Here is a 1,876-nt window from a genome sequence, read left to right on the forward strand (position 1 = left end):
TTTTTAATGTACATGCAACGAATTTATTTTGCTACATTTTTCACAAACTAATTTAATAAAAAGATAGAATTTCAAAAAAATACAAAAAACACTTGATTCCCTGAAAAATTTAAATTATTATAAAACAAATGTTACCAACAACTTCATAAATCATACACTCTCGCCTAAAACGTGAGATAGAGGTTGCAACGCTTATAAGTATTCTAAAGGAGACACAGAGATGTCTATGATCTTAGAGGAAAGGAAGTGTTGCCGAAATTGATAAATTTCTCTGCATTTATCAATTGGGGCTGTTTTCGAATAGAAACAGAACTGTCATATGTACAGACGTGTACGTATGAAGAGCTATCTACAAAAAAGAGATATCATTTTTATGATATTCCTTTTTTGGCGGTTTTTTTTATTAGCTCCGTTTTCTGTTTCCCTTTTCCTGTAACAGCACCATCCTCACTTATTTGAGATGGTGTTTTTTGTTTTTCTCTCTGGTAACTACAGGAATATTGGGATTTGTATATGTCCTAACCTATTCTTAAAAATGGACGAAAGAAGGAATTCGTAATGGAAACGATTGTACAAAAATTTGGCGGTACTTCTGTCGGAAGCGTCGAACGCATTCAACATGTAGCAAATTTAATTATTGAAGAATATGAACGAGGACATAGTATTGTCTCTGTCGTTTCAGCAATGGGAAAAAGTACGGATAAACTTGTAGCACTTGCTAACGCTATTACTGAAAATCCAAGTAAACGTGAAATGGATATGCTCCTATCTACAGGAGAACAAGTAACCATTTCATTATTAACAATGGCACTACAAACAAAAGGTTATAACGCAATTTCATTAACAGGATGGCAGGCGGGTATTACGACAGAATCTGTACATAGTAGTGCACGGATTACTGACATTAATACTGGTCGTATTCAATCCTATCTTGCTGATGGCACGATTGTTATAGTAGCTGGTTTCCAAGGAGTAAGTGAAGAACATGAAATTACCACACTTGGCCGCGGTGGCTCCGATACGACTGCTGTCGCATTAGCTGCGGCACTAAAAGCAAAAAAATGTGATATTTATACGGATGTGTCAGGCGTATATACGACTGATCCACGAGTTGTACAAGATGCTTATAAATTAGATGAAATTTCTTATGACGAAATGTTAGAGCTTGCAAATCTCGGTGCTGGCGTATTACACCCACGCGCTGTTGAATTTGCTAAAAATCATAATGTCGTTTTAGAAGTAAGATCAAGCATGGAACAAGAAAACGGAACAATTGTAAGGGGAGAATGTAACATGGAACAACAATCAATCGTTAAAGGTATCGCATTTGAGGATAATATTACACGCGTCACAATTAAAGGATTAGAACAAGGTGCACTTTCAACAGTTTTCTCTACATTAGCAGCGGCACATATAAATGTAGATATTATTATTCAAAGTATTACAAATGAAGGAACTGTTCACCTCTCCTTCTCGATTCATTCTAATGATTTAAGAGAAACATTAGAAGTGTTAGAACAAAATCAAGAGGCACTTCACTATGAATCTGTAGAACATGAAAATCATTTAGCGAAAGTATCAATTGTAGGATCTGGTATGGTATCTAACCCGGGAGTTGCTGCGAATATGTTCACTACTTTAAAAGAAGAAGATATTCATATTAAAATGGTAAGTACATCAGAAATTAAAGTTTCTGTCGTAATTGACCGCCTTCATTTAGTAACGGGTGTTGAAGCACTACATCAATCATTTATGGCGAAAATTGAGCCTTTAGTGCAAATGATTTAATTTCCGCCAATAAAACTTACAACAAATTATATTAATCTATTTCCTTCCTATATAAATAGAAAGCTGTCCACATAGAATTTTAAAAATC

At 34.8% G+C, this 1,876-nt stretch carries 1 protein-coding gene and 1 riboswitch; the gene reads left to right on the forward strand.

Going from position 1 to position 1,876, the window contains the following annotated elements; genetic code table 11:
* The first annotated feature begins 169 nt into the window (after window positions 1–169).
* A riboswitch (Lysine riboswitch) is annotated at window positions 170–356 on the forward strand.
* Between the two features lie 202 nt (window positions 357–558).
* Window positions 559–1,788 (forward strand): aspartate kinase, encoded by a 1,230-nt coding sequence (locus AB3X48_RS21705; protein WP_088078280.1) that lies wholly within the window; start codon window positions 559–561, stop codon window positions 1,786–1,788.
* Window positions 1,789–1,876: the final 88 nt, after the last annotated feature.

The sequence above is a fragment of the Bacillus sp. S4 genome (assembly GCF_040838205.1).
Lineage (GTDB): Bacteria > Bacillota > Bacilli > Bacillales > Bacillaceae_G > Bacillus_A > Bacillus_A cereus_U.